Annotated in this window: 20 protein-coding genes; 5 read left to right on the forward strand and 15 right to left on the reverse strand. The window is 71.4% G+C overall.

Translation table 11 applies throughout. From position 1 onward, the window contains the following. Nucleotides 1-44: 44 nt before the first annotated feature. The 4 genes from PYR72_RS28045 to PYR72_RS28060 all read right to left on the reverse strand — a co-directional run bounded on the left by PYR72_RS28045 (nt 45) and on the right by PYR72_RS28060 (nt 4,597). Nucleotides 45-1,718, reverse strand: a complete 1,674-nt coding sequence (locus PYR72_RS28045; protein ID WP_275460539.1) for a hypothetical protein — start codon at nt 1,716-1,718, stop codon at nt 45-47. 341 nt (nt 1,719-2,059) lie between these two features. After that, nucleotides 2,060-2,917, reverse strand: a complete 858-nt coding sequence (locus tag PYR72_RS28050) for a MerR family transcriptional regulator (protein WP_275460540.1) — start codon at nt 2,915-2,917, stop codon at nt 2,060-2,062. A 100-nt stretch (nt 2,918-3,017) separates the two neighbouring features. Further along, on the reverse strand, nt 3,018-3,524 hold the full coding sequence (locus PYR72_RS28055; protein WP_013002850.1) for a glutathione peroxidase: 507 nt from the start codon (nt 3,522-3,524) through the stop codon (nt 3,018-3,020). Then, the gene (locus PYR72_RS28060; protein WP_275457878.1) at nt 3,521-4,597 is read right to left on the reverse strand and encodes a winged helix-turn-helix domain-containing protein; all 1,077 of its coding nucleotides are present in this window, start codon (nt 4,595-4,597) and stop codon (nt 3,521-3,523) included. Before PYR72_RS28060 ends, PYR72_RS28055 begins: the two co-directional genes overlap by 4 nt. Nucleotides 4,598-4,705: 108 nt before the next feature. Between PYR72_RS28060 and PYR72_RS28065 the strand changes: the two genes are divergently transcribed. Beyond that, nucleotides 4,706-5,902: an MFS transporter gene (locus PYR72_RS28065; RefSeq protein WP_275457879.1), complete on the forward strand. Its 1,197-nt coding sequence runs from the start codon at nt 4,706-4,708 to the stop codon at nt 5,900-5,902. 13 nt (nt 5,903-5,915) lie between these two features. On the opposite strand, the gene PYR72_RS28070 is transcribed toward PYR72_RS28065, so the two are convergent. From PYR72_RS28070 to PYR72_RS28090, 5 genes are all read right to left on the reverse strand, one after another. Further along, nucleotides 5,916-6,254, reverse strand: coding sequence for a type II toxin-antitoxin system PemK/MazF family toxin (locus PYR72_RS28070; RefSeq protein ID WP_275457880.1), 339 nt, complete (start codon nt 6,252-6,254; stop codon nt 5,916-5,918). After that, nucleotides 6,248-6,616 carry a hypothetical protein gene (locus tag PYR72_RS28075; protein ID WP_275457881.1) on the reverse strand — a complete coding sequence of 123 codons (369 nt, stop codon included), beginning with the start codon at nt 6,614-6,616 and terminating at the stop codon, nt 6,248-6,250. Before PYR72_RS28075 ends, PYR72_RS28070 begins: the two co-directional genes overlap by 7 nt. Before the next feature lie 93 nt (nt 6,617-6,709). Next, nucleotides 6,710-7,693 carry a hypothetical protein gene (locus PYR72_RS28080; protein ID WP_275457882.1) on the reverse strand — a complete coding sequence of 328 codons (984 nt, stop codon included), beginning with the start codon at nt 7,691-7,693 and terminating at the stop codon, nt 6,710-6,712. A 281-nt stretch (nt 7,694-7,974) separates the two neighbouring features. Further along, complete coding sequence (locus PYR72_RS28085) at nt 7,975-8,118, reverse strand: DUF397 domain-containing protein (RefSeq protein ID WP_275457883.1); 144 nt, start codon at nt 8,116-8,118, stop codon at nt 7,975-7,977. Further along, nucleotides 8,072-8,989, reverse strand: a complete 918-nt coding sequence (locus tag PYR72_RS28090; RefSeq protein WP_275460541.1) for a helix-turn-helix transcriptional regulator — start codon at nt 8,987-8,989, stop codon at nt 8,072-8,074. The genes PYR72_RS28085 and PYR72_RS28090 overlap by 47 nt, the downstream gene beginning before the upstream one ends. Before the next feature lie 176 nt (nt 8,990-9,165). Here PYR72_RS28090 and PYR72_RS28095 point away from each other — a divergent pair, with 176 nt between their 5' ends. Continuing rightward, nucleotides 9,166-9,768, forward strand: coding sequence for an ATP-binding protein (locus PYR72_RS28095; protein ID WP_275457884.1), 603 nt, complete (start codon nt 9,166-9,168; stop codon nt 9,766-9,768). A gap of 82 nt (nt 9,769-9,850) precedes the next feature. Here PYR72_RS28095 and PYR72_RS28100 read toward each other — a convergent pair whose 3' ends face one another. The 5 genes from PYR72_RS28100 to PYR72_RS28120 form a co-directional block, all read right to left on the reverse strand. Beyond that, entirely contained in the window at nt 9,851-10,144 is a 294-nt protein-coding gene (locus PYR72_RS28100) for a zinc-ribbon domain-containing protein (RefSeq protein ID WP_275457885.1), read from the reverse strand. Between the two features lie 176 nt (nt 10,145-10,320). Continuing rightward, nucleotides 10,321-13,323: a M36 family metallopeptidase gene (locus PYR72_RS28105; RefSeq protein ID WP_275457886.1), complete on the reverse strand. Its 3,003-nt coding sequence runs from the start codon at nt 13,321-13,323 to the stop codon at nt 10,321-10,323. A gap of 182 nt (nt 13,324-13,505) precedes the next feature. Next, entirely contained in the window at nt 13,506-14,000 is a 495-nt protein-coding gene (locus tag PYR72_RS28110) for an HNH endonuclease signature motif containing protein (protein WP_275457887.1), read from the reverse strand. 193 nt (nt 14,001-14,193) lie between these two features. Next, nucleotides 14,194-14,946 carry a hypothetical protein gene (locus tag PYR72_RS28115; protein WP_275457888.1) on the reverse strand — a complete coding sequence of 251 codons (753 nt, stop codon included), beginning with the start codon at nt 14,944-14,946 and terminating at the stop codon, nt 14,194-14,196. A 771-nt stretch (nt 14,947-15,717) separates the two neighbouring features. After that, nucleotides 15,718-15,915: a hypothetical protein gene (locus tag PYR72_RS28120; protein ID WP_275457889.1), complete on the reverse strand. Its 198-nt coding sequence runs from the start codon at nt 15,913-15,915 to the stop codon at nt 15,718-15,720. Nucleotides 15,916-16,187: 272 nt separating this feature from the next. On the opposite strand from PYR72_RS28120, the gene PYR72_RS28125 reads away from it, so the two are divergent. Continuing rightward, nucleotides 16,188-16,820: an RNA polymerase sigma factor gene (locus PYR72_RS28125; RefSeq protein WP_275457890.1), complete on the forward strand. Its 633-nt coding sequence runs from the start codon at nt 16,188-16,190 to the stop codon at nt 16,818-16,820. Between the two features lies 1 nt (nt 16,821). Further along, the gene (locus tag PYR72_RS28130) at nt 16,822-17,769 is read left to right on the forward strand and encodes a CU044_5270 family protein (protein ID WP_275457891.1); all 948 of its coding nucleotides are present in this window, start codon (nt 16,822-16,824) and stop codon (nt 17,767-17,769) included. A 147-nt stretch (nt 17,770-17,916) separates the two neighbouring features. On the opposite strand, the gene PYR72_RS28135 is transcribed toward PYR72_RS28130, so the two are convergent. Then, nucleotides 17,917-18,858: an AraC family transcriptional regulator gene (locus tag PYR72_RS28135; protein WP_275457892.1), complete on the reverse strand. Its 942-nt coding sequence runs from the start codon at nt 18,856-18,858 to the stop codon at nt 17,917-17,919. A 115-nt stretch (nt 18,859-18,973) separates the two neighbouring features. Here PYR72_RS28135 and PYR72_RS28140 point away from each other — a divergent pair, with 115 nt between their 5' ends. Beyond that, nucleotides 18,974-19,654, forward strand: coding sequence for an NAD(P)H oxidoreductase (locus tag PYR72_RS28140; RefSeq protein ID WP_275457893.1), 681 nt, complete (start codon nt 18,974-18,976; stop codon nt 19,652-19,654). Nucleotides 19,655-19,910: the final 256 nt, after the last annotated feature.

Below are 19,910 nucleotides of genomic sequence, written 5' to 3' on the forward strand. Positions count from 1 at the left end.
GTGCAGTCGCGCGTCCCCTGCAGCGCCTCGCTACCCGCTGCCCCCTACTCGCCCCCGCCCGTCCCCTTCTCGTCCGCTTCCTTCTCGCATTCCAGGGTCGTCTTGCGGGACGGGCCGCCGTACTGGGAGCTGATGCGGACGTCGCCCGGTTCGTGCACCGTCAGGCGGGTGAACTCGGTGAGGTCGCCGTCGGATTCCCGGTCGGCGGTGAGGCAGCCGTTGTCCGCCCAGAGCCAGGGGGAGTAGGCGACGCGCACGGTGACCTCGCCGGCCCTCGGCATGTGGACGACGAGGTTCGCGCCGTCCGCGCTGACGACCGTGGCCGGCCTGTCGACCAGCGGGGTGGCGTTCTTCACCCGGTAGATCTTCCAGTTGGCGTCCTGCCAGACGGGCTGCAGATAGTCCGGCCCACTGGTCACCAGCGCGTGTTCCAGCTCCGCGGGCCCGTCCGGCTCCCCGTTGACGAGGACCACGAACCCGACGGCCCACTGCGACAGCCACGCCTTGTACGCGGCCGGCGTGAACGCCCCCTCGGGCACCTCGGTCCCGCCGTGCCCCTCGTAGAAGAGGCGGCCGCGCTCGACGTCGGCCTGCCGGTTCCAGCCGCGCGCCATGTTGATGTACGGCGCGAGGATGGCGGCCTCGCGGTGGTCGCGGGCCGGCACCACCTCGACGCGGGTCTTCCAGGCGCCGAGCCGCTTCAGCTCCTTCACGACGCCGTCCGTCTTCACCGCCCACTCCGGCACCTTGGTGTTGGTGACGATGTCCGCGGTCGTCTTGCCGGTCAGCCAGGTCACCGACAGCACCAGGGCCACCGCCCCGGCCACCGTCCGCCGCCGGGGCGTGAACCAGGACAGGGGGAGCCGGGAGCCGTCCGCGCGGGCCTCGCCCCGGTACAGGCAGATCGCCAGGGCCGCCGCCGGACCCGCCAGCTCCAGGAGCCGCTCGACGTTCGTGCCGATCGGCGTGGGGATCAGGTAGCAGAGGACCACGCCGAGCGCGTAGATCGCGGCGCTCAGGCGCAGCACCCGCCAGGCGCTCGGCGCGACCAGCACGACCACCGCGCACAGCACGACCGGCGGCCATATCCGGCTGAAGGCCATCGGCTGCTCGCCCTCGAACGGGAACAGCAGCGTGGTCACGGCCACGACAACCACCGGCGGCAGGATCAGCACCCCCGCCCGGCCCCACTCACGGCACAGAAGATACGCGGCGCCGACCACGAGGAGGAACAGCCCGGAGACGGGGCTCCCGAGCGTGGACAGCGTCGCGCACACCGCCGCCACCGACAGCTGCCGCGCGCCCCGACCGCTCAGCACCGCGAGTAGGGCCCCCATCGCGAAGGCCGTGCCCAGCATGAACGTGGAGCGCCCCGACACCACCTGGCACCACAGCGAGAACGTCGCCGCCAGCGCGACCGGCACCGGCGCACGTACACCCGTACGAGTGACGACGGCACCGGCCAGCCAGGAGGCGGAGAGCCCCGACACCAGCGTCACGGGGACCACCCCGCACGCCGCCATCAGGTACGGCGAGAGCACGCTGTAGTTCGCCGCGTGCAGACCCCCGTACCAGAACAGGTTGACCGCGGAGTCCGGGTACATCTTGGCGAACTCCGCCCACGCCACCTGGGCCGCCAGATCGCCGCCGCCGGTCGCGAAGACCGCCCACCACACGACGTACAGCGGAAGGGCGCACAGGGCGGCCGTGAGGGGCACCCGATGGCGTTCCCGCCACGGCTCGCGCGACGGTTCGTCGGCGCGCGAGACGGGTCGTCGTGGGGTCAGCTCGGCAAAGGCCACTGCGGCTCTTCCGTTCCGTTTCGGCTCGTGCGGGCGGGTGCGGTCTGCACGGACGTCGTCCCTGGCGTTCTCCGTGTGTCGAGGTAGACGCTAACCACTCGCCGACAGTTGGCCGACAGGACGTGTGCGATCCGCTACGGCGGTAGGGAAACCCCTACGGCGGCCCGCGTCCCGGCCTCCTCGCCATTCGACCACAGCGGCACCCGGTACCCGGCACCGGCACCGGGTGGCGGCACCCCGTGCCGGTGCCGGCAAGGTCAGGATGCGACCGGGAACGCCACGTCGCACACCGGGTCCTCGGGACCCGCCGCCTCCCAGTCCGCGAAGTAGATCTCCCGGCACGGCCCGGTGATCTCCAGCCCGCGCCCGGCGATCCACCGCTCGACCGCCTCGAACGCCGCGAGGATCTGCGGATACGCCACCTGGGCCTTGCTGATCCGCGTGTACACCAGCCGCCCCGCCGGCTCCACGCGCACCCGCGTCTCCCAGGACCGCCCGTGCGCGGCCGCCCACGCCCGCGCGGCACTCTCGTCCGCCACCGGGACGCACGCCTCCGCGGGGCCGTCGCTCTCCATCGACACCTCGGCGTGGTAGACGACGAACGGCGCGCCCGTGCTTCCCCCGCACGCCTCCGCGCCCGCCTCCAGCCGCCCCAGCGACGCCCCGATCCACGCCGGCAACTCGTCCGCGAGCGTGTGCCGTGACTGGGTCAGCAGCACCTGCGCAGCGGTGTCGACCGTCTCGACCGTGAACGTTCCGTCCATCTCGGATCCCCTTCCCGACAACCGTCCACGGAGGTAGGCGACCAGGGTCCGCTGGGACGCGAACCGCTCCTCGGCCCCGGCCCAGTACGCGTCGAGCCGCTCGGCGGCCCGCGTGCCCTCCTGCTCCACGGCGCCCACGATCTCGGCGATCCGGGCGAGAGGCATGTCGAGCTGGCGCAGCAGCGCCACCAGACGGGCACGTTCGGCCTGCGCGGCCCGGTAGTACCGGTAGCCGTTCACCTCGTCGACGTACGCCGGCGTGAGCAGCCCCAGCCGGTCGTACAGCCGCAGCGCCTTCGCCGACAGCCGCGCGCGGGCGGCGAAGGCGCCGATGGTGAGCAGGCCGTCCATGTCGTCCACGTGCACTGGGTCATCCTCCGTCACCGGGCGCCCTCCGCCCGGCGAGAGGGACGGTGCCCCCTGACCCAGGGGCAAGGTCAACGCGGGGCGGTCAGCCGATGGCCTTCTCCACGGCGGCGACCAGCTCCGCGGACTCCGGCTCGGTCTGCGGCGAGAAGCGGGCGACGACCGTGCCGTCGCGGCCGATCAGGAACTTCTCGAAGTTCCAGCGGATGTCGCCGGTGTGGCCCTCGGCGTCCGCGTGGTCCACCAGACGCTCGTACAGCGCGTGCCGGCCGCCACCGTTCACCTCGACCTTCTCGGTCAGCGGGAAGGTCACGCCGTACGTCGCCGAGCAGAACTCCGCGATCTCCTCCGCCGAGCCCGGCTCCTGCCCGAGGAACTGGTTGCACGGCACGCCGAGCACGGTGAAGCCCTGCGCGGCATAGCGCGCCTGCAGCGCCTCCAGGCCCGTGTACTGCGGGGTGAGGCCGCACTTGGAGGCGACGTTCACGACGAGGACGGCCTGTCCGGCGTACTGCGCGAGGTCGGCGGAGCCGCCCTTCAGGGCGCCGATCTCGACGTCGAGGGGGGAGGGGGTGGCGTGGTCAGTAGTCATAAACGGATGCTATCTCCGGAAGCCTGTTCGCCACCGCGAGGGTGCGACGCCCGCACCAGCACCTCTCCCTCCGGGGTGCGCCCGTACAGCACCGACCGCCCGGCCCGTCCCCGCCGCACCAGCCCCGCGTCCAGCAGCACCCGCAGATGCCGGCCGACGGAGCCGAGTCCCTGCCCGGTCACCGCGCACAGCTGGGTGGTGCTCATGGGGGAGTCGAGGAGGACGAGCACCCGGGCACGGGCGATGCCGAGGAGCGCCCCGAGGGCGGCCGGGACGACGGGGGTGCCGCGGCCGTACGCCTCACGGCCGTACGCCCCGTGACCCTGACCCTGACCCTGAGTGTGGCCGGGGCCGTCCCCGCCGTCGGCGAGGACGCCCGAGCACGGGTACACGACGGCGTACCGCTCCCCCTCCTCCCACGCCACCCACCCCGTCCGCTGCCGGGTGACCGGCACGAAGACCAGCCGCGCCCCCGAGATCTCGCGCGGCGGATATGCGTGCGCGTTCACCTGGAGCCGGTTCTCGCCGAGCCACCGCATCCCCGGCCGCATCGCGTCCAGCACGGCCGCCCAGCCGCCCTGCCCGAGCCGTGCCGTCCGTGCGAGCACATCGGCCTCCAGCACCCGCCGACGCCGCTCCCAGTAGGGCCGTACGGTCTCCTCCCACACGTACGTCAGCAGGCCGGCTGCACGGGCGGGCAGGTCGTCCCGGTGCAGGGCGGCGGGCAGCGGGCCGGGCCGGGAGAGGGTGAGGTGGGCGCGTGCGGCGGCGGGGTCGGCGTCCCGGACGCGGGCGATCTCGTCCGCGAAGGACTCGTCCTCGCGCGGCGTGGGTGTCAGGAAGTCGGCGATCCAGTCCCGGCCGAGCCCCGCGCGGACCAGCAGCGCGGTGACGGGGTCCCGGCCCAACTCGCTGCGGTACGCGGGCAGATGGGCCGCGAGCCAGGCGTGCTCCCCGGGGTGCGTGGCGACCCCGGCGTGCAGCATCTTCAGACTCGCGAAGGTCTCCGCGAGCGGGGAGACGACGAACCGGCTCCCGGCGAGGGTGTCGGCGTTGACCTGCCACCAGCCCACGCGGCCACCTCCCGGGGTGCGACGCGAGCCCGCCCGGCCCGGCGGGAGCTTTCGCGTGTGCGCGAAACATTACGGCGGGCGCGGTGCGGGGCCCGAGTCTCCTGTCCCATGCGCAGCCACGGCTACCAAGCCCTCTTCCGCACCCGGGAGTTCACCCCTCTCTTCCTGTCCTCCGCCCTCCAGGTCGCGGCCTCCACGATCGGCGGCCTCGCCCTCGCCACCTCCGTCTACACGGCGACGGGCTCCCCGCTGCTGTCCGCCCTCAGCATGTTCGGCCCGTCCCTCGCGCAGGTGGCCGGCGCGACGACCCTGCTCTCGGCGGCGGACCGCCTGTCGCCGAGAGCGACGATGACGGGCCTGGCCGTGGCCCTCGCGGCGAGCACGGCCGCCCTCGCCCTGCCCGGCCTGCCGCTGTGGGCGGTCTTCGCGGTGATCGCGGCCCAGGGCCTGGTCGCCTCCCTCGGCGGCGGGGTCCGCTGGGGCCTGCTGAACGAGATCCTCCCGGAGGACGGCTATCTCCTCGGCCGCTCGGTGTTCAACATGCTCCACGGGGTGACCCAGATCGCCGGGTACGCGACCGGCGGCGCCCTGGTCGCGCTGCTGTCCCCGGCGGTCACCCTCCTGGTCGCGGCCGCCCTGTACGCGACGGCGGCCCTGTGCACGGCTCTCGGTCTGTCCCGCCGCGCCCCGCGCGCCACCGGCCGTCCGTCCGTCGCCGAGACCTGGCGCACGAACGCCCGCCTGTGGTCCTCCGCCCCGCGGCGCCGCCTCTACCTGGGCCTGTGGATCCCCAACGGCCTGGTCGTCGGCTGTGAGTCCCTCTTCGTCGCGTACGACCCCGACCGGGCGGGCCTCCTCTTCGCCTGCGCCGCGCTCGGCATGCTGGCGGGCGACGTGACGGTCGGCCGCCTCCTCCCGCCCCGGATCCGGGACCGCCTGGCCACCCCGCTCCTGCTGCTCCTGGCCACCCCGTACCTCCTCTTCGCCGTCCACCCCCCGACCCCCGCCGCGGCGGCCTGCGCGACCCTCGCCTCCGTCGGCTTCGGGGCGAGCCTGGTCCAGCAACAGCGACTGCTCGCCCTGACCCCGCCCGAACTCACGGGCCACGCCTTGGGGTTGCACTCGGCAGGCATGCTCACGTTGCAGGGAGTGAGCGCGGGTCTGGCGGGCGGGTTGGCCCAACTGGCCTCACCGGGAACCGCGATGACGGTGATGGCGGGAGCGTCGGTGCTGGTGACGCTGGTGTTGTGGGCGGCGGGACGAGACGAGCGGACGGGGCTCACGTCACCGGCGCGCGTGTCGTGAGACCGACGTCGGGTTACGCCAGCCCCAGGACCACGCGAACGCGATCTTCCACAGTCCGCATCTCGCTCGCATCCAGCAGACCGAGACGTCTCCGGAGCCTTGGTTTGTCCACGGTGTGCAGGTCGGTGCAGTTCACGTACGACTCGTCGTACTTGGTCACCCCGCAGTCAGGGCCGATCGGAACGTGGGTGGAGGCGGGGCCGCTCGTTCCGGTGATCACGGCGACAGTCAGCGCCGACAGCGGTTCGGCGATGCGGTTCACCGTGAGGACGACCACCGGATGCGGGCCGAAGGGGCCGGGGAGGGCGCAACCCCACACCTCGCCCCGCAGGGCGGAGCCGATGTTCACCACGCGGTGTCGTCCGCCGCCGCCAGTTCGTCCGCTGTCGCGGGCACGACGCCGACGGGAGTCGGAGCCGAAGCGCCCTGGTAGAAGTCGCGGATCTCCTGGGCGGCTGCCACCTCGGCCGCCTCGCGGGACAACAACCGAAGCCCTTCGCGCAGGGCATCGGAGAGCGAGTGCAGGTTGAGGGTTCGCATCACACGTTGCAGATCGGCCAGTTCGTCCGGGCGCAGCCGTACCTGGGCCACGCTTGTCGCACCGCCGGCGCCCCGCGTCGGTCGGGTCGGCGCGGTTCGGGCCGCTGTGGCCGAGGTGCGCTTCTTGCTCTCGGCACCTTCTGCGCGGTTCTTCTGCTCGGCCTTCGGAGTCATTCCCACCCCCTTGATTCCGCTGTAGGACAAATGTCGTACACCCAGTGTCATTCCTGTGCCTTTCGTGGTCAAGCGTGCTGAGTCGCTGCCGCCTCAGACGGCGGCGGGGAGCGGGTCCCGGGTCCGGCAGTCGCGACAGTGGCTGTGTCCCGCGGAGTGGAACCCCCGGTCGCAGCCGTCGCAGTTCCGCATGGGCAGGACCGCCGGGCGCTCCGCGGTCTCGGGGCTTCCGGTCGCAGGTGCGCAGGTCAGTGGAGTCTCCTTGAGCCGGTAGGCGAGGATGCCGACCGGGCGGACCAGGAGGTCTGCCGGGAGTCGTGCGGTGAGGTGGTCCGTGATCTGGGTGGGCAGCAGGCCCACCGCGAGCCACCGGCTGACGGCCGGGGCGAGGCGAGTGGCTTCCCGCTCGGACAGGACGAGGCGGGGGTCGGCCCGACGGAGGCCGGCGAGTACGGCGACGGCCCGGGGGTCGACGTCGGCGAGCAGGGCCGATGCCTCCGCTTCCGTCCTGGAGTCCGGCTTCGCCGCCTCCTCCGTCTTCTCCCCCACCTGCGCGGGCACCTGCACCTGCACCGGCTCTCGCACGGCCCCGGACGTGGACGCTGACGTGGACGCGGCCTCCGCCCCGGGCACGGGCGCGGAAGTGGCGGGCCGCTTCCGGGGCGCACGCGCCTTGGGCGGCCGGGGAGGCCCGCCCGGGTCTGGGTTGGGGTCCGGGTCGGGGTCGCCGCCGGGGACGTCGTAGAAGTACGTGCGGGTACGGATGTGCCCCGTGGGCGTCCGCTCGCGGCGGCGTTCCAGGTATCCGGCGGCTTCGAGCTCCCTGAGGGCCCGCGAGATCAGGATCTCGCCCTCGTCGAAGTGCTCGCACAGGGCGGTGATGCTCACGAGGGTGCCGGTGGGGAGGGAGGAGATGTACGTCGCCACACCGACCGTGACCGCGCTGCCGCGCCGCTGCGCGAGGGCGTTGGAGATCACCGTGAAGTCGGCCGTGAGGCGGGTGCGTACGTGGATCACGCCGGAGCTCGGTGCTCCGGCGTCGGCGCGCAGGCGCGCGTTAGACTGCGGGTCAGCCATCGGGAAGGTGCTACTTCCTGGTTGGTCAGGCCCTCGATCGGGATTGCAGTCCCGGCCGGGGGCCGTATCTGTTTGCGGTTGTCGCGGCGAACGTAACCGCCCGCATCCCGCGCCTGCAAGCCGGTCACTCGGACGGGTGACGCGGGCCTCGCGGCCAGGGAGGGTGGGTGGGCGGGTAGTTCTTTCCCCCGGTTCTTTCAGGAGGTCAGCGGCCCGCCGGACCCTCGCGGACAAGGGCCCGGTGAGCCCGGAAGGCGGACGGCGGCCAGGGCCCGGTCGTCTCAGGGGCGGTGGTGCGGCCCGGCTTTCAACTCGCCTATGAAGACGGCCCAGGAGGCGGCTTCGAAGCACAGCGCCGGACCGTGCGGGACCTTGCTGTCACGGACGGGGACGACCGCTCCTCGGAACCGGTCGGCCACCTCCACGCAGTTGCCGCCCTCCTGATTGCTGTAGCTGCTCCTGCGCCAGGCGGCGCCGTTCAGATCGGGACGGGACCTTCGCTCCACGGTGGTTGTCCTCCATCACGGATCGGATCATGTCGAGCGACATGAGCGGGGGCAGAGCTGCCGCCCGCAGCCGATCGTAAGTCAGCGCGAAACTCCTGACTTCGTCCGGATCCTCGATGAGTTGGCCGTAGTGCGCGCCTTCCGTGTAGGCGATCTCCGAGCCGTCCTGCATGGTGAGCACGGTGAGCGATCCGCCCAAGGCATCGTGCTCGCCCTGGTCGAACGGCAGTACCTGCACGGTGAGGTGAGGCTCCGCCCTGGTCCCGAGCAACCGCGCCAACTGCTCACACATCACCGCCTGGCCGCCGACCGGACGCCTGAGCACCGCCTCGTCGAGGACCACCCACAGCTCGGGACGAGCGGGCGTACCGAGACGCTCCTGTCGTCCCATGCGAAGGGCGACCCGCTCTTCCAACTGCTCCTTGCCTGCGAGCGTTCGGCCGACGCTCAGCACTGCCCGCGCGTAGTCCTGCGTCTGCAACAGGCCAGGCACCACATGAGCCGCGTACTCGCGGATGGTCACCGCCCGCGCCGAGTACTCCATGAACTTCCGTGACCAGTCCGGAAACGCCTCCCGGTACACATACGGCCACAACTCGACCAACAGGTCGTCCGCACCGAGGACCGCGTCCAGCGCACGCGCCAGCTCCAGCGTCGGCTTCGCTCCGGACGCCCGCTCGATCTGGGTGATCCGCGTGCTCACCACGTGCGTCCGGTCACCGAGCTCGGCCTGCGTCAGTCCGGCCGCCGTACGGAGCCTGCGCACTCGCGCGCCGAACAGGGCCGCCATCGACGTGCTGGGGTCAATTCCGTTGGCCAAAGCGTCACTTCCGTTCCTTACGGGAGGAAAAGTAAGGCTGTGTCACCTGTCGAGCGTAGGCCGACCGGACGATTCTTGAGCACGGAAAGTGATGACTCGCGTACGTCGCGACATGTCTCGGCTCGACGGACAAGGACGGACCAACCGTGCTGACAGGAACGACCACCCCGGGAGACGGGCCACGACGGAGCGCCGCGCACCCTGCGGCGAAAACCGGCGCGCCGACAGACGCGGAACGCGAACTCCCGGCGTTCGCCGAGCAGTTCGCATCCTCGCCGAGGGGTGTGCGGCTCGCCCGCCGACTCACCGTCCGCCGCATGCAGGAGTGGGGCTACCTGTCGGTGTCCGACACGTCGTGCGCGGTCGCGCTCGTCGTCGGCGAACTCGCCGCGAACGCCGTACAGCACGGTCGAGTACCCGGACACGGCTTCGGCCTTCGGATCGCCCTCGACGCGGCTGCGGGCCTGGTTCGCGTCGAGGTCGCGGACGCGGCCTCCGCGAAATGGCCGCCCAAGGCCCCGCCCTTGTCGTACCCCGAGGGCGAGTCCGGTCGAGGCCTGCTCCTGGTGGACGTCCTGGCCGTGCGCTGGGGGTCGGCGCCTCGTCGGCCCGTGGGGAAGACGGTATGGGCGGAGGTGTCCATCGAAACAGCCGGGCGGGCCGCCGGAGGGAAATCCGGTGGCCCGCCCCTGGCGGGAGCTGGTGATCAGCCGACGTCGGAGGCGTCCAGTCGGTACAGCCCGCTGTAGTCGCTCACGGCGCTGCCGTTGTCCTTGACCCACTCGGCGATCTCGGTGGCGGCGCTGTCGCTGCTGCCGATTCCCGCCGTCCTCAGGACTGGTACGGCTGCCGCTGCGGCTGGCCGTGGGACTGGCCGCCGGGACCGCCCGCGCTCTGTGCCTGGAGCTGTTCGGCCTGCTCGGCGGTCACCTTCTGCTCCGCGCCGCAGAAGGTGCACTGGGTCTGGTACTTCGTCGAGAACGGGAACAGCGGCACGAAGAACAGGGTGAACTTCGTGACCCGCTTCCTGAGCGTGTGCGCGGCGGGGTTTCCGCACTGCCCGCACACCAGCGTCAGTATCGCGAGCTGGTACAGGTATCCCTTGGTGCCGAAGATGACGAACATCTGATCCTTCCCGGGGCGCTCGGAGACGCGCCGCACGCACCGCAGTCACCGCACGCGCCGCACACACTGCCCTCCAGTGTGCATGTTCCGCACACCGAGCCCGCCGGCACGGCCGAGGGCGGCGTCCCGTCGCCGGAACGCCGCCCTCGGGGGTGCGGCGGATGATGCCGGTGCCGTCAGCCCCGGTGGGGGGTGCCGTGGATCACGAGTTCGGTCACGTCCACGTACGTGCAGCCCGAGGGACCGGAGTCCTTCGCGCAGTCCACACCGTTGTCGGCGGCCTGGCTGCCGAGCAGCGTCAGCCGGACGTAGCGGACGTCGTCACCGGTGCCCGCCCGGAGGGCGACGGCGTTCTCCCGGCCGGTGTCGACGGGGCCGAAGTGCCCCTCGGCGGCGGTGGTCCAGGTGGTGCCGTCGGCGGAGGTGTCGATCCGGTAGTCGCCGAGCGACGCGGTCGTGTCGTCCCCGCAACCCGCCGTCGGATCGACGAGCAGCTCGCCGATGTCCACCGCCGCGGGCAGCCGGACCGTGTTGTGCGGGTGCGCTCCGCCGTCGCCGACGTCCGAGCCCCAGACGGTGCCCGCCATGTCGATCAGCCCGCCGGGCCCGCAGCCGAACCCGGAGTTGTCGGGTCCGCCGAAGTCCGCGACCTCGGCACCGCCGGAGGAGGCCGCCCAGTCGCGGCGCACCTGCCAGTCGGCGGCACCGGCCCGTCCGACGACGAGGGTGCGGATCTGGGGCTCGTAGCCGTTGCCGCTCGCGTACACCTTCCGGTACGTGCCCTCGGGGACGTCCGGGATCGTGTACGTGCCGTCCGCCGCGGACACGGCGGAGAAGTCGGCGCCCGGGAAGCCGGAGGAGTGCCCGCTGATGCTGACCGTCACCCCGCCCACGGCGGCGCCGGACGCGTCGTCGGTGACCTTGCCGGTGAGGGTGGCCACCGGGGTGTCCGGGCCCGGCGGCAGGGAGAAGTCCTCGTCGGGCCGGGTGTCGTCACCCGAGAGGGCGGCGGCGAAGTAGCCCATGCCCCGGTGCGCGAAGACCTTCCAGATACGGTCGTGGGCGCGTCCCCCGTTGACCACGGTGTCGGCCTGGAGGATGGCGTTGCGCTGGTCGAGGAAGCTGGGGTTGGCGGGCGACAGTTCCATCGCCCGGGTCACCAGCGACTGGGAGAGCGGGCTGCCGAGCGCCGAGCGCAGGTCCCACAGGGTCTCGCCCCAGATCTCGCCGTCCGCGTGGCTCTCCGGACCACGGCGGGAGATCTTCCCGTAGTCGCCGTACGTGTACCCGCCGGGGCCCGCCGCCGACGTGCCGGGGCACCTGGGCGAGGTGGAGCCGACCGGGCAGTCCAGCGCCTGGGTCCGGCTCGGCGCGGAGTCGGCCCAGCCGGCCGGGTCGAGGGTCATCTCGCCGTCCGTACGACGGGTGTCCCTGCGCAGGTGCTCGTCGGCGAGGAAGTCGAGGGCGTACCAGTCGCTCCACGCCTCGCCCATGGCCCCGGCCTGCCGGCCGACGAGTGTCGAGACGCCGTCCGCGTCGACGACGAGCCGGTTCGACAGACCGTGCGTGTACTCGTGGTAGACGGTCGCGGCGTCGTCGCCCCAGTTGCCCTGCACGATCGGATAGCCGTCCGACGGCGCGGTGAGGTACAGCTGCATCGTCGGCGGCCGTCCGTCCGGCGGCGTCCCCATGTTGGCGTTGTTCAGGTGGTCGTCGTCGGGCAGCCCGTCCTTGACGGCCGCGCCGTCGTCGGTCTGTGCCTGGACGGCGTCGCCGTCCCGGGCGTCGAAGTTGCCCGCGGCCCGGGTGAAGCCGATCGGGGCGGCCTTCAGGTGGTCGTGGAAGGTGCCGAGGAAGGAGAAGACCTGCGCGGCGTTCTGCGCGCGGTTGGTCTCCCAGGAGTTCGGCGTCTTGGCGTCCCAGGAGCACGGCACCGGGGTGCCGCAGCCGTCACCGGTGAAGGGCTTGAACGGGAAGGAGAAGGCTCCCTTCTTCGTCGGCGCGACCTCCTCCCCGGCGTCCGGCTGGTTGTTGTCGTTCACGTCGCTGTAGACGTGCGCCACGGTGCCGTCGAGGGTCTTGGCGCCGGCGGGCAGCCATCCGCGGGCGGTCAGGTTGCGGGAGCGCTGCCTGCCGCCCCGTACGTCACCGGGCGCGTGATCCCAGGCCAGAGCCTTGGCGGGCGGAGTCGTGGCCTTCCTGCCGGCGTTTTCGCTGGCCTTCTCGGTGACCTTCATGGTGGTTTCATTGCTGGCCTTATTGCTGGCCTTCTCGGCCGTCGTGACGCCGTCAGTCCGGCCGGACTGACGACCGGCGGACCGGTCGGCGGACTGGTCGGACGACAGGTTCTGCCGGTACAGCACCCGCCCGGTCTCCGCGTCGACGACGTGCAGCCACATCGCGTGGCCGTCCGGCGAGGTGACGGTCCGCCACGCGCGGCGGGCGGCGCCGCCGGATGCCGCGTACACCACCTGCTTGGCGGTGTCGCCGCGGGTGTTGTCGTCGCCGACGGCCCGGGCGCCCGCGATGTCCCGGACGGCGGTGTGCCGCGCCTGGGTGCCGGTGATCCGCCCGGCAGACAGCGCGGACGGCAGGTTCCGCACGGGGGAGCCCTGCACGCTGATCAGCCGCCCGTCGCGGGCGACGTGGGCCTTGACGCCGTTGCCGAACACCGGGACACCGTCGACCGACTGCACGAAGGACAGATGGCGGGTGCCGGCGACGTCGGTGTACTGCTTGCGCAGCGTCAGGGCGCGCACCTGGCCGGCGGAGAGGCCGAAGACGTCGGGATGGGCCCGCAGGTACGCACGGGCGATGTCCTCCGGGTCGGCCGCGCTGCGCGCGGTCAGATACCCGTCGAGCCGGGCGACCTGGCGCGCGGTGCCCGTGGCCGGGTCGAGTTCGAGCACGCCCTGAGCACCGAGCCGGTCCCGCAGCCGCTGTACGCCGGGCCGCTGCTCGGCCTTCGCCAGCCGCGCGTCACGCCGTACCAGCGTCTGCTGCGACGGGGCGGGCGGCTCGCTCTCCGCCGCGGGGGATCCGTTGCCCGGGGCGGGGCGGCCCGTCGGGTCGTCCGGCACCGCGTCGGCGGAACCGGGCAGAAGGGCGACGGCCAGCGCCAGGCCGGCCGTCGCGGTGAGTATGGTCGCTCGCGTTCTCTGCGAGGAGGCTTTCGCCATGTCACTGCCTCGTGGGGGGTGAGGAGTCCAACGACCGCCCGTAGCGGTCGAGTTGTGCGTTTCGACCCTGTCATCCGCACGGGGACGCCTGAAACCCTGAAACTTCAAGTTTCACAGAAACACCGCAGGCCCCACGACTGCCTGGACGAGCGCATGGGTACGGGGCGCGTGCGCCCGCGCGATCAGCGCCCCTCCTGCTCGTAACGTGCCACCCGGCGCGCCAACTTGGCCCGGTACCGCTCCGGTGCGTGCGAGGCCAGGGAGCGCCGGACCATCTCCTCCGCGACCAGACTCTCGGCGTACTCCCGGAGCGAGGGAATCCGCAGCAGGACGGCGCGCTGCGCCTCCGCTTCCTCGACGGTCCTCAGCGGGGTGCGGTCGTTGCGCTCGTGGTTGCAGCCCCAGTGGGTGAGACGCACGTTGTCACGGGTGTCCGTGCCGCCGGCCGCGACGGTGCGGACGTGGTCGACGCTCGGGGACCGCGGATCAGGGTGCCGCCGGTCCCGGTCCACCGGATCCCCGCACAGACCGCACACCCAGCCGTCCCGCACACCGATCTCCGCCACGTCGTAACGCTCGACGCGCCCATGGGCCCGCAACCGCGCCCGCCGCCGCCGATCCTGCACCCGCTTGGCCTCGCTGCGAGACGGGGGCGCGGGGGGTTCCGGGTCGCTCACCGCCGCCCTCTCCTTCGCTGGACATCGACGTGCCGTCCGACCTCGGCCTACGGCAGGACCGACCAGGCATGTGGGCCTTGGCCATGTGTCCCAGGGCTCCCGCGCCGACCGTGGCTGATCGCCCTCGTTGGTGTCGGTCGCCGACGTCAGCCGACGTAGGCCGCCCTGCCCGTACGCGACGGTCGGGACGGACCTACTCGGGTGCACTCACCGGCACCGGGCGCCTGAAGTTCTTGAACGTCACGACGTTGCGTGCCGAGTTGCCGGACATCTCCAGCCACTGTTCGAAGCGCACGACTCGACCGGCTTCATTGACCCATACGTCGCAGGCGAACTCCTCGGTACCCGTGGCACGCATCCTGTCGTACAGCCGACGGTCCACCGTGCGGAGTTGGTCCTGGGTGAGGCTCCCTGAAAGCCGGTACGCCGCGACTCCGCCGGTCTGTTCCTGACCCTTTCGGGCATTCGGCCCAAGGTCCAAGAGCAACTGTGCGTAAGCAGCGTAGTCAGCTATTCCCGGGCTTGACGAGTCCAGTTCCGTACGCTGCCACTCACCGGCCGACCCGTCCTCATCGCGTGTCCTCGTGTAGGTGGCGTCCTTGAGGAGGATCGTCTCCGTACGGAATGCCTGGTCCTTCGGGACACTGTCGGAGGTCGCCAAGGTCAGTTTGCCCGTAGGGCCCGATCCGTTGAAGTTCATCCGTCCGGCCATGACGACCGTCAGCGTGGAGCCCGTATAGGTCTCCGTCCTGATCTCAGCCGAGTAAGGAGCTGGGTCGGCGTTCTTGAGCGCCGCCTCGACTTCGAACGCACCGTCGGACCCTGGTGTGGCCGCTGATCCGCTCCTCGACGTCGGTACGGATGCTTTCTCGGTCTCTCCGGCGCCACACCCGGTCATCAAGACGACGGCCGCGATACCGGCCGCCACGGTGGCCAAGTGGCGCATGACAGGGGACCTCCTCCATGTGCTGACAAGGGGACCGAGTGTGTCATGTGCACAGCCGGAAGGGCTCCACTTTTCCCTGGGCACGCCCTGCTCCCTGTTCCAACTGCCTGCAGGGGGCGAGGCAAACCGGTGCGCGCCGTACCCCCGACGACCGCGAGGCCGCGAGCCACGAAGCACTTGCTCTCCGCGTGATCACGCCCGACCGCGGTGGCGTCGAGCATGGGGAGGGGGCCGCACCGGCGGGTGCTGCCCAGGTGCCGTGTTGCCCGGGCGTCGTTCGGAGAGGCCAGAAACTCTACCGGCGCGGGAGGTTGACCGTCGACCGTTTCCAGGCTGGGAAGGAACGCGTGGTCCGGACCGGTACGAGCGTTCTTGGCGTGCTCAGGCACCGGGAGGATGCGTCGCCGATTCAGTTCAGCCACGTCGATCTGCGACGGTGCTTCTCACGCGCGCCGCCCGGGACAGCAGTGGAGACGCCCCTACTGCCGTCCGGACGGCAAGGGCCTGTGGCCCGGCACTTCTCTGCGCGCCTGGCAGGCTTCGAACCTGCGGCACCCGCTTCAGGAGGGAGCTGGCTGGAAGGTAGATGAACTGCGGATACTCCGACCAAGCCAGTTGGCAGGATGGTTCCGGCCGGTCCTCCTGCCGACCGTGGCTGACTCTTGCATCCGGCACGACTGCGGCACGTGACGCGTTGACGGCTGGAACCTGTCCCGGCACTGTCTTGCCCGGTGAACTCATGGCTGCGGTCGCCAGCTGGGTGGTGCGGAGCTACGAGCGCGGTGCGGCCTTGCGGCAGGTTCGGCAAAGGGTTCTGTTCAGGGCTTCCGCCTGGTCGAGAGGCATCGGCATGACGCTGTACGTCCCGAATCCCTGGGCGGTATTGCCCAGTTGTCCGGAGCCGATGTCCGCGCAGTCCTCGTAGAGGTGGTAGCGGTCTCCTCGCTCAGGGACATACACGTCACTCATACCGGATCCTTCTCCACCCACGGCTGTCGACGTGAGTGCTCTCCAGCCAAGGACCATGACGATATACGAGGTGGTCGTGTCTCCGTCCAGAGCGCCCTCCCTTCTCGGCAGCGCCTGGTGAGTACTTCTGAGCACACCACGCCCCAAACCCCAGAACGGCACGCCGCCGTCACGGATCCCGGCGGCGACAGCCCGTGAACTGTCCGGGCACACGAACTGGCACCTCTCCCGCGCGTGAACCCTCCTGGCCCCTTCGGACAACAGGGGGTGCAATGCACTCCACTCCAACCGAACGAAGAAGCGAGGGCCTCGTGGGGGACCCACCCACCGACGACGCGCTGATCATTCAGGAATCCCTGGAGCGGCCGGAGATGTTCGCCAGGCTTTACGACAGACATGCCGCCGAGATCCACCGGTATGTGATGCGCCGCCTGGGCGACAGTCATGCCGACGACATCACGGCGCAGACCTTCCTCATCGCCTTCCGCAACCGCGCGCGCTTCGACGTCGCGCGCGCCAGTGCCCGGCCCTGGCTCTACGGCATCGCCGGCAACCTCATCGGCAGCCACCGCCGCTCGGAGGTGCGGGCGCTGCGGGCGCTGGCCCGTACCGGCGTCGACCCGGTGGCCGAGTCCTGGTCGGAACGGGCCGACGAGCGGGTGACGGCCGAGGCATCGCAGCAGGCGCTGGCCGGGGCGATCGCGGCCCTGGCCGCGAAGGACAGGCATGTGCTGCTGCTGGTCGCCTGGGCGGACTTCACCTACCAGGAGTGTGCCGACGCCCTCGGGGTGCCGGTCGGCACGGTCCGCTCCCGGCTGAACCGGGCGCGGCGCAAGATGCGTACGGCGCTCGGCGCCGACCCCACCCTCGTCAGCGACCACAGCGGGGCGGTAACCCATGGATGACATGACCAAGATGCACGAACTGCGCGCCGACGCGCCGACGCCGGACCGGGCGCGGCTGGCCCCCGGCCGCGAAAGGCTGCTGCAGGCAGCACAGCAGGGTTCTGTCCGCAGGGTGCGGCTGGACTGGCGCATGGCGGCTGCCGGGGTCGCCGCGACGGTGGTCACGATCGCGGTGGTGGTGACCACGCTCGTCGGCGGCGACGGGCCCGAGCGCGGCGTGCAGCCGGCCGGACCCGACCTGACGTCCCCGACGGCACTCCTGGAGCAGGCGGCGGACGTGGTGTCGCAGCAGCCGGATCTGCATCCGCGCGACGGCCAGTGGATCTACCTGAAGACCGCACAGTGCCAGTACGGAGCGTCGGACGCGGCGCCCGATGCCAAGCCCGAGGTGAGGGAGGAGTGGGTCCGGTACGACAGCCCCGTGCGGGAGGACGACGAGGACGGCGACACCGAGCCCTCGCAGCGGCGGCTGTACCGCCTGCTCGCCGCACTGCCGGACGACCCCGCCGAGATCCGGAAGCGGGCGGCGGACATGTTCCCGCTGGGCAAGGACACCGGCTTGACGCGTGAGCAGCGCGAGACCTTCGCGCTCCTGGCGACTGTCGACGAGGCCTACCCCGTGCCTCCGCAGGGGATGGCCAAGCTGTACCGGGCCCTGGCCGCGGACCCCGGGATCGAGGTGGTTCCGCACCTGGTGAAGGACCCGACGGGGCATGACGCCATCGCCGTATACCCGGACCTGGGCAGCAAGCCCGTACAGCGCCGGGAGTACCTCCTCGACCCCGACACCTTCCAGTACCGGGGGAACCAGTCGGTCGCGGTGCGCGACTACGAGGAGAAGTACGAGGACGGCGCGTCGACCGGACGCTCGTACAAGAAGGGCGAGGTCACATCCTGCGAGATGAAGACGACCCAGGCCCTGGTCGACCGGGAGGGCGAGAAGCCCTGAACCGAGCGGGCGGCAGTGCCCCAGCGCTCCTGAGCCTCTCGGCGGTCCACCCCGGCGGCGCTGAGAGGCCGGCCGCCGCGCAGAGGCGGAGGGGCACCCGGCCCGGCCGGCTCCTCGTCGAGTGCCCCGGCCGACCGGCCGTTTCGTTCAAGGGGTGTCACGGGCGCGGAAGGCGCTGGGGCTCACGCCCCGATGGCGTTTGAAGGCGGCGCTGAAGCCGAAGGCATCGGCATAGCCGACGGACTTGGCGATCCGAGCGATGGAGGAGTCGGTGTCGGACAGGAGCGCCTCGGCCTCGTCCATGCGGCATCCGTTGAGGTAGGCCAGTGGCGGGCGGCCCATCACCTTGGTGAAGCGTTTGGCGAACAGCGCTCGGGAGACACCGGATTCGGTGGCGAGCGCCTCTACCGTCCATCTCTGGGAGGGCCGGGCGTGGAAGGCTTCGAGAGCGGGGGCGAGGATCGGGTCGGCCAGGCCGCGATACCAGTCGGGAGCTTCCGAGCCCGCCCGGTCGAACCAGGTACGCAGCGTGCACACCAGGGCCCAGTCCAGCAGTCGGTCCATCAGAGCCTGGGAGCCGGCGGAGCGCAGGGCGGCGTCGGCGGCGGCCTTCTCCAGCCAGGAGCAGACCTCCGTGTCCTCGTTGATCACGAGTACGGGCGGCAAGGCGCGGAGCAGTCGTTCATGACGATGGCCCGAGGCGCGGTATGCGCCCACGATCAGGGCGGTTGCTCCGTCCGGTTCGTCGCCCCAGCGGATGCCGCCGAGGTCTTGGGCCGTGCATGCGGCATCCGCCGCGAAGCACGCGATTTCGTACTCGACGTGTGGGCGGTCGAGGGTGGCCGACTGGTCCACGAGGTGAAACGTGTCGGGGCCGCGCACGATGGCCGTGTCACCGACGCCGACCGCTTGTTCGCTGCCGTCGGGCAGCAGCAGGATGCCACCGCCCCGCAGCACACTGACCATCGTGAGCGGGGCGCCGTCGACGAAGCGGATGGTCCAGGGCGCTTCCAGCACGGCGTGGCTGACGATCGAGCCCTCGGCCCGGATGCCACTGAGTAGCGCACTCAAAGGATCCACGGATGTCATCGTAGACGAACGTAGACGAACTCCTATGTGGCGGAGCGTTTCCCCTATGGATCGTCTAAAGGATCACGGGTGTACTGGACCGGTCGAACCGACCGAGACCCAGCCAGGAGAAACCGTGTCGCACCGCAGCAACGCTGCCAGGACCGCCCTCGTGGTCGTCGCACACCACCGGACCGATTCCCTCACCGCGCACACCGCACGCCGTACCACCGCGCGACTCGAGTCCGCCGGATACCGCGTCGACCTGCTCGACCTGCACGCCGAGGGGTTCGACCCGCGGATGAACGTGGCGGACCAGCCGGACTGGGGCAACCGGGAGAAGCCGTACTCGGACGAAGTCCAGGCCCATATGCGGCGCGTTCTCGACGCCGACGTCGTCGTCGCCGTCTTCCCCGTGTACTGGCAGAGCGTGCCCGCCCTCCTCAAGGGCTGGATCGATCGCGTGTGGAACTACGGATTCGCCTACGGCCGCAGCAAGCCCCGCCTGGCGGGCAAGCGCATGCTGTGGCTGGGCCTGGCCGGCGCCACCTCCGACGACCCCGTCACAGAGGGGATGCAGGCCGTGCTGGAGACCAACCTGAGCGAGGGCATCGCCTCTTACTGCGGCTTCTCCTCCTCCTCCGTCGCCCTGCTCCCCGACGCCGAGGAGCGCCCACAGCGCGTCGACGCCGAGGGCAATCTGCTCATCGGCGACGCGGTCGCGGGAGCCGAGCGCGAGGCGCAGTACGCCGAGTTCGACCGCCGCGCGGCGAAGGCCCTGGAAGGGTTCCTCGCCGCGGAACCGGCAGCCGCCTGAGGACGGACGCAGGCCGCACGACCGTGAACAGCGCGATGATCCCGGCCGGCGCCGTCCACAGATCGACCAGGAGGCCCGGCGGCGCGGCGAGCGCCGCCGTGATCATGCCGGGGAGCCGGGTGAAGCAGTTCACCACCGCGGTGAACGCTGTACTGATGCCGGGGCCTCAACTCCGCCCGGTCGGTCGGCGATCGGGCCGTTCGTCCGACCTGTACGACGGCTGTGACGTGTCTCACCGGAACTCGCCCGCACCGTA

The sequence above is a fragment of the Streptomyces sp. VNUA24 genome, assembly GCF_029167005.1.
Taxonomy (GTDB): Bacteria; Actinomycetota; Actinomycetes; order Streptomycetales; family Streptomycetaceae; genus Streptomyces; species Streptomyces scabiei.

What these genes read in the sequence shown, in the direction of transcription:
- PYR72_RS28050 (WP_275460540.1), bottom strand. Translation starts at nt 2,917, where the DNA reads ATGGACGGCCTGCTCACCATCGGCGCCTTCGCCGCCCGCGCGCGGCTG.
- PYR72_RS28055 (WP_013002850.1), bottom strand. Translation starts at nt 3,524, where the DNA reads ATGACTACTGACCACGCCACCCCCTCCCCCCTCGACGTCGAGATCGGC.
- PYR72_RS28065 (WP_275457879.1), top strand. Translation starts at nt 4,706, where the DNA reads ATGCGCAGCCACGGCTACCAAGCCCTCTTCCGCACCCGGGAGTTCACC.
- PYR72_RS28075 (WP_275457881.1), bottom strand. Translation starts at nt 6,616, where the DNA reads ATGACTCCGAAGGCCGAGCAGAAGAACCGCGCAGAAGGTGCCGAGAGC.
- PYR72_RS28080 (WP_275457882.1), bottom strand. Translation starts at nt 7,693, where the DNA reads ATGGCTGACCCGCAGTCTAACGCGCGCCTGCGCGCCGACGCCGGAGCA.
- PYR72_RS28090 (WP_275460541.1), bottom strand. Translation starts at nt 8,989, where the DNA reads ATGGCGGCCCTGTTCGGCGCGCGAGTGCGCAGGCTCCGTACGGCGGCC.
- PYR72_RS28100 (WP_275457885.1), bottom strand. Translation starts at nt 10,144, where the DNA reads ATGTTCGTCATCTTCGGCACCAAGGGATACCTGTACCAGCTCGCGATA.
- PYR72_RS28105 (WP_275457886.1), bottom strand. Translation starts at nt 13,323, where the DNA reads ATGGCGAAAGCCTCCTCGCAGAGAACGCGAGCGACCATACTCACCGCG.
- PYR72_RS28115 (WP_275457888.1), bottom strand. Translation starts at nt 14,946, where the DNA reads ATGCGCCACTTGGCCACCGTGGCGGCCGGTATCGCGGCCGTCGTCTTG.
- PYR72_RS28120 (WP_275457889.1), bottom strand. Translation starts at nt 15,915, where the DNA reads ATGAGTGACGTGTATGTCCCTGAGCGAGGAGACCGCTACCACCTCTAC.
- PYR72_RS28125 (WP_275457890.1), top strand. Translation starts at nt 16,188, where the DNA reads ATGCACTCCACTCCAACCGAACGAAGAAGCGAGGGCCTCGTGGGGGAC.
- PYR72_RS28130 (WP_275457891.1), top strand. Translation starts at nt 16,822, where the DNA reads ATGACCAAGATGCACGAACTGCGCGCCGACGCGCCGACGCCGGACCGG.
- PYR72_RS28135 (WP_275457892.1), bottom strand. Translation starts at nt 18,858, where the DNA reads ATGACATCCGTGGATCCTTTGAGTGCGCTACTCAGTGGCATCCGGGCC.